The sequence below is a fragment of the Actinomycetes bacterium genome (assembly GCA_036510875.1).
In the GTDB taxonomy this organism is placed as follows: Bacteria; Actinomycetota; Actinomycetes; order Prado026; family Prado026; genus DATCDE01.
Genome location: DATCDE010000281.1, coordinates 1 through 5,500 on the forward strand (window position 1 = coordinate 1; position 5,500 = coordinate 5,500).

General features: G+C 73.3%; 7 protein-coding genes. 5 read left to right on the forward strand and 2 right to left on the reverse strand.

What is annotated here, in order from left to right:
- A partial coding sequence (locus tag VIM19_16505) for a hypothetical protein (protein HEY5186456.1) occupies positions 1 to 332 on the forward strand: 332 nt, incomplete at its 5' end.
- Between the two features lie 12 nt (positions 333 to 344).
- Here the strand turns inward: VIM19_16505 and VIM19_16510 are convergent.
- Positions 345 to 911, reverse strand: coding sequence for a TIGR03086 family metal-binding protein (locus tag VIM19_16510; GenBank protein ID HEY5186457.1), 567 nt, complete (start codon positions 909 to 911; stop codon positions 345 to 347).
- 112 nt (positions 912 to 1,023) lie between these two features.
- Between VIM19_16510 and VIM19_16515 the strand changes: the two genes are divergently transcribed.
- The 3 genes from VIM19_16515 to VIM19_16525 are packed head-to-tail and all read left to right on the forward strand — an operon-like array spanning position 1,024 to position 3,358.
- Positions 1,024 to 1,992, forward strand: a complete 969-nt coding sequence (locus tag VIM19_16515; GenBank protein ID HEY5186458.1) for an aldo/keto reductase — start codon at positions 1,024 to 1,026, stop codon at positions 1,990 to 1,992.
- A gap of 38 nt (positions 1,993 to 2,030) precedes the next feature.
- Positions 2,031 to 2,921 (forward strand): sulfurtransferase, encoded by an 891-nt coding sequence (locus VIM19_16520; GenBank protein HEY5186459.1) that lies wholly within the window; start codon positions 2,031 to 2,033, stop codon positions 2,919 to 2,921.
- Positions 2,918 to 3,358: a SufE family protein gene (locus VIM19_16525; protein HEY5186460.1), complete on the forward strand. Its 441-nt coding sequence runs from the start codon at positions 2,918 to 2,920 to the stop codon at positions 3,356 to 3,358. The genes VIM19_16520 and VIM19_16525 overlap by 4 nt, the downstream gene beginning before the upstream one ends.
- On the opposite strand, the gene VIM19_16530 is transcribed toward VIM19_16525, so the two are convergent.
- The gene (locus VIM19_16530) at positions 3,324 to 4,073 is read right to left on the reverse strand and encodes an alpha/beta hydrolase (protein HEY5186461.1); all 750 of its coding nucleotides are present in this window, start codon (positions 4,071 to 4,073) and stop codon (positions 3,324 to 3,326) included. The genes VIM19_16525 and VIM19_16530 overlap by 35 nt on opposite strands.
- A gap of 224 nt (positions 4,074 to 4,297) precedes the next feature.
- On the opposite strand from VIM19_16530, the gene VIM19_16535 reads away from it, so the two are divergent.
- On the forward strand, positions 4,298 to 5,500 hold a 1,203-nt coding region (locus VIM19_16535; protein ID HEY5186462.1), incomplete at its 3' end, for a geranylgeranyl reductase family protein.

The following is a 5,500-nucleotide window of genomic DNA, read 5'->3' on the forward strand; positions in this document are numbered from 1 at the left end:
ATCACTCAACGCGCCGCAAAGCTCCAAGAAGCCAGCCCGACAGACTCCAAAACCGGCACGTCGGAGCCAGCGAAAAGATCAGTGACCGCGGCGACGCCGGCTCCGCATCGTCCGCGGTCCGCACACCCGCCCACGCCCCCCATTTCACGGCCGCAACGCCTTGGACGAAAGATCAGGGTCAGACAAGGCTGCGGATCGGCGTCGACGAGAGGAACGACGCGGCGTCGGAGTTCTGGGCGTCCCTCGGCTACCGGGAGGTGGACGTGCGGCAGCGGCCCAGCCCGTCCGGGCCGCTGTCGGTCTCGGTCCGCGAGCTCGACCTGGACGCCTGAGCCGACTCGCGCTCAGGCGGTGCGGCCGACGATGTCCAGGAGTCGCTGCTGCGGCGTGAGTCCGGCCGGGTCCTGAGTGGCGCCGACGCCGAAGATCCCGGTCTGCCCCAGTCGCCCCGCCATCGGCCGGTAGATCCGCAGCCCCAGCTGCACGAGGTCGTCGCCCAGGTCTTGCTCGCCACCCACCGCTGTGGCGAGGTCCCAGGCGTGCACGATCAGGTCACCGGTCCGCAGCCCGATGAAGTGCGCCCCCGGGATGTCGCCGACCGGGTGGTGGCAGGTGCGCTCGAACGCGCCCGGCTCGCTGAACGCGGCCAGCTGCTCGTCGGCGGTCCGGCGGAACACCGACTGAGCGTCCTCGGTGCGGTCCAGCGACCGGGCGACCGCCCGAGCCTCACGAGTGGACGCGCCGGCCAGCAGCGCGACGGCGAACCGGTTGCCACCCGCTACGTGGGCGAACAGGTCGTGCACCGACCACTCGGTGCACGGGGTCGACAGGTCCCACTGGTCGTCGGTCACGCCGGCCAACCGCTGGGCGAACGCATCGCCGGCCGCGCGCAGGTCGTCAAGAGCACTCATCGCGCCACCGTAACCTGGCCGTGCCGTCGCCGCCCGGATCGGCGATGCTGAGACTGGGGCCGCAGCGGTGCACTCGGGGTGTGCCGCCGACGACGACAGGGAGGACGGCGACGTGGAGTACGTCAATCTGGGCCGGACGGGGCTGGAGGTCTCACGGCTGTGCGTCGGCTGCATGAGCTTCGGCGACCCGGAGCGGGGCAACCACTCCTGGACGCTGCCTGAGGCGGACAGCCGCCCGATCATCAAGCAGGCCCTGGACCTCGGCATCAACTTCTTCGACACGGCCAACGTCTACTCAGACGGCACCAGCGAGGAGATCGTCGGCCGTGCGCTCGCCGACTACGCCAGGCGGGACGAGGTGGTCATCGCCACCAAGGTGCACGGTCGGATGCGGCCGGGCCCCAACGGCGCCGGGCTGTCCCGCGGTCACATCATGACGGCGATCGACGACAGCCTCCGCCGGCTCGGCACCGACTACGTGGACCTGTACCAGATTCACCGGTTCGACCCGGCGACCCCGCTCGAGGAGACCCTCGAGACGCTGCACGACGTCGTCAAGGCGGGCAAGGCGCGCTACATCGGGGCGTCGTCCATGTGGGCCTGGCAGTTCGCCAAGGCGCTGTTCCTCGCCGACCAGCACGGCTGGACCCGGTTCGTCTCCATGCAGGACCACTACAACCTGCTCAACCGCGAGGAGGAGCGGGAGATGCTCCCGCTGTGCGCTGACCAGGGCGTCGGCGTGCTGCCGTGGAGCCCGCTGGCCCGCGGCCGGCTGGCCCGGCCCTGGGACGAGGAGACCGAGCGGACCCGCACCGACGTGTTCGGCCAGACCCTCTACCAGGCGGGGGACTGGGCGATCGCGGACGCCGTCGCCCGGGTCGCCGAGGCGCGTGGCGTTCCGCGGGCGCAGGTGGCACTGGCCTGGGTGGCCCAGCAGCCGACCATCACCGCGCCGATCATCGGCGCGACCGGGCCGCATCACCTGACCGATGCCGTCGCCGCTCTCGACCTGCGGCTGACCGACGACGAGATCGCCGCGCTCGAGCGGCCCTACGCCCCGCACCCCGTTGCCGGGTTCTGACCCTGCCACCCACCCTCCACCGCGAGAACGAGGACCCCATGACCCCCACTCAGATCCCGCTCGACGACGACCCCAAGATCGCCCAGTACGCGCACCCCGAGCGGCTGGTCACCACCGACTGGTTGGCCGCGCACCTCGGCGACCCCGGGCTCGTGGTCGTGGAGTCCGACGAGGACGTGCTGCTCTACGACACCGGCCACATCCCCGGCGCGGTCAAGGTGGACTGGCACCTGGACCTCAACGACCCGGTCACCCGCGATTACGTGGACAGCGCCGCGTTCGCCGACCTGATGGCCCGCAAGGGGATCAGTCGGGACACCACCGTGGTCGTCTACGGCGACAAGAGCAACTGGTGGGCGGCCTACGCCCTGTGGGTGTTCAGCCTGTTCGGCCACGACGACGTCCGGCTGCTGGACGGCGGCCGGGCCAAGTGGGCCGCCGAGGGGCGGCCCATGACGACCGACCCCATCGTCCGGGAGCGGTCCGACTACCCGGTGGTGCAGCGGGTGGACGCCCCGATCCGGGCCTACCGCGACGACGTGCTGGCCAACCTGAGCAAACCGCTGATCGACGTCCGCTCGCCGGAGGAGTACACCGGCGAGCGGCTGCACATGCCGGACTACCCGCAGGAGGGCGCGCTGCGCGGCGGCCACATCCCGGGGGCGAAGAGCGTGCCGTGGGCCCGGGCGGCGGCCGAGGACGGCACCTTCCGGCCCCGGCCCGAGCTCGAGTCGATCTACCGCGACGAGGTCGGGCTGACCCAGGACGACGACATCGTTGCGTACTGCCGCATCGGCGAGCGCTCCTCGCACACCTGGTTCGTGCTCACCCACCTGTTGGGCTACCCGCACGTGCGCAACTACGACGGCTCGTGGACCGAGTGGGGCAACGCCGTCCGGGTCCCGGTCAAGCAGGGGCCCGGCGCATGAGCGGGCCGGCGCTGCCGCAGGCGCTGGAGGAGGTGGTCGAGGACTTCGCGGCGGTCGGCCCGCAGGACCGGGTGCAGCTGCTGCTCGAGCTGTCCCGCGACCTGCCGCCGCTGCCGCCGCGGTACGCCGAGCACCCGGACCTGCTGGAGCCGGTGCCGGAGTGCCAGTCGCCGCTGTTCCTCGCCGTCGAGGTGGATCTGGACCGCACGGTGCACCTGTTCTTCTCGGCGCCGCCGGAGGCCCCCACGACGCGGGGCTTCGCCGGGATCCTGCGCGAGGGGCTGGACGGCGAGCCGGCCGACGCCGTGCTGGCCGTGCCGGACGACTTCTACGTCCGGCTCGGTCTGGCCGAGGCGGTGAGCGCGCTGCGGCTGCGCGGGATGGCCGCGATGCTCGCCCGGATCAAGCGCCAGGTGCGGGAGAAGTCGGCCGGCTGACCGGCGCCGTGAGGGCTCGCAGCCGCTGCAGCAGCGGGGGCAGGGTCGCCTCCAGCGCCTCGACGAACAGCAGGTGGACGTCGGTCTCCACGACGAGCAGCTCCTTGGCCGGGGCCACGATCTCGTCGAACACCTGACGGGTGTAGCCCAGCGGGGACAGCGGGTCGCCCCGCCCGGCAACGACCAGGACGGGGCAGCGGATCGACCCGTCGCGCAGGGGTCGGTCCAGAAGTAGTCGGCGATCGCCGGATCTCGGGTGACCCGGCCCATCTCCAGGCAGGCGCCGAACGGGACCGGCAACTCCGGGGCGACCCGGCCGCCCATCCGGAGCGCGGCCCGCAGCGCGGGGAAGGCCGGCCGCAGGCGTGCCGGGTACCGGGGTGACGAGCAGCGAGTCCGGCAGCCGTGGGTCCAGGATGTTGTGGGCGACCACCGCCGTGAGCTGCGGCTCGACGGTGGCCACGGCCATCGCCAGCACGCCGCCCTGGCTGGAGCCGCACGCCACCACCCGGTCGCTCACCTCGCGCCGCGCCCACCCCACGGCGTCCCTGGCGTTGGTCACGAGCGCGCCAAGGGTGAGCGGACGCCGCACCCGTGGGCTCTTGCCGTGGCCCTGGCCGTGCAGCCCGACGACGGTGAAGCCGGCGCGGGCCAACGCGTCGCAGAACTCCTCGTACAGCAGTGGGTGGGTCCTGGCGCCGGGCAGGAACGTCACGGCGGGGGAGCCGGGCTCGGCCCGTCATACCGACAGCACCACCGGGGCGCCGTGCGAGCTGATCACCACCTCGGCGTGGACCTCCGGGCGTTGGACGGCGTTGAGGACGCGCTGGCTGAGCGTGCGCACCACGGGACCTCCCTCGTCCCTCCCGGCCTGCACCCTGCTCGCTGGCTGCCGGACCTCCCCGCGCGACGGTCGGCGGGTCGCGAGACCATAGGACGGTGACCCGCGAGGAGACGCTGTCCTGCGACGTGCTCGTGGTCGGCGCCGGACCTTCGGGGTCCGCGGCGGCCGCCTGGCTGGCGCGCTCCGGCATCGACGTGCTGCTCGCCGACGCGGCCACCTTCCCGCGGGACAAGCCCTGCGGCGACGGGCTCACCCCCCGGGCGATCGCCGAGCTGGGGGCGCTCGGACTGGACGGCTGGCTGGACGGCCGGGTCCGCAGCTGGGGGCTGCGGGCGGACGGGTTCGGGCAGTCGCTGTACCTGCCGTGGCCGGGTGGCAGCCTGCCCCGGTACGGCGCGGCCGCCCCGCGGCTCGAGCTGGACGCGCGGGTGCTCGGGGTGGCCACCGGTAGCGGCGCCCGGCTGCTGGAGAACGCGCGGGCCGTCGACGTGACCATGGCCGGGGGACGGGTCGAGCAGGTGGTCTTCCGCGACGGCTCGGGCACCTACCCGGTGAGCTGCCGCAGGCTGGTGGTGGCCGACGGCGCCCGCTCGCAGCTCGGCCGGCTGCTCGGCCGGGAGTGGCACCAGGACACGGCGTACGGCGTGGCCGCCCGCGGCTACGCCAGCAGCGGGCGGGCCGACGACCCGTGGATCTCCTCGCACCTGGAGCTGCGCGGTGAGCAGAACGAGGTGCTCTCCGGCTATGGCTGGGTGTTCCCGCTCGGGGAGGGGCAGGTCAACATCGGGGTGGGCACGCTGGCCACCGACCGGCACCCCGCGGACGTGAACCTGCGCCGGCTGCTGGCGCAGTACGCCTCCGAGCGTCGCGACGACTGGCAGCTGGACGGCGAGATGCGCGCACCCTGGTCGGCGCTGCTGCCCATGGGCGGGGCGGTGTCGAACGTGGCCGGGCCCAACTGGGTGCTGGTGGGGGACGCCGCCGGGTGCGTGAACCCGCTCAACGGCGAGGGCATCGACTACGGGCTGGAGACTGGCCGGCTGGCGGCCGAGGTGCTGGCGTCGTCGCGCGGCGGCGACCTGACCGAGGCCTGGACGGGGCTGCTGCGTAGCAGCTACGGGCCGGCGTTCTCGGCCGCGCGCCGGCTCGCCGGGCTGCTGACCGTGCCCGGGTTCGTGCCGACGCTGGGGCCGGTGGGAATGCGGTCGCGGGGGCTCATGAAGCTCGCGCTGCGGGTCATGGGCAACTTCTTCACCGAGGAGGACACCGACGCGCTGGCCAGGGTGTGGCGGGCGGCC